The sequence below is a fragment of the Bergeyella anatis genome, assembly GCF_036016955.1.
In the GTDB taxonomy this organism is placed as follows: domain Bacteria; phylum Bacteroidota; class Bacteroidia; order Flavobacteriales; family Weeksellaceae; genus JAYWXI01.
This window is the reverse complement of sequence record NZ_JAYWXI010000125.1, coordinates 1-479: the sequence shown is the minus strand read 5'-3', so window position 1 is coordinate 479 and position 479 is coordinate 1. Positions and strand designations below refer to the sequence as shown.

Sequence of the window (479 nt, the reverse complement as noted above, 5' to 3'; positions counted from 1 at the left end):
ACAAATACGAGGAGTTAGACAAAAAAGTCCAAGAGCAGGTATTAGACAAGTACCGATACAAAGAGGTCGATAGCCATTGGTGGTGGCAAAATACTTACTTTGATTTTGTGGAGATATGCTCAATATTGGAGATTGATATAAATCCGTCCGAAATCTTTTTCAGTGGTTTCTATTCACAAGGCGACGGAAGTAGTTTTGCGTGTAATATACTTGATATAAGGAAATTTATACAAGCCGTTAAAGCTGAAAAATGGAAAGATTATGCCCCCAATCAAGAGTTTAATTTTGATGTTTTGGATATGGATAAAAGAGTGCTTAATCTTATCCAAAACGGATATATAGACATTTATTTTAAGACCTATAACAGGCACCGATACTATTATCTGCACTTTGATTGGGAGTACACTTTTAACGATGATAGTAAGGAATACCCACACATTGAGTATCAAGTTGAAAAACTATTGAAATGGGTGGAAAGT

Annotated in this window: 1 protein-coding gene; it reads left to right on the top strand. The window is 34.9% G+C overall.

What is annotated here, in order from left to right:
- Positions 1 to 479 (top strand): DUF8835 domain-containing pootine (locus tag VQ048_RS13085; RefSeq protein ID WP_327611975.1); only part of this gene is annotated, 479 nt, incomplete at both ends.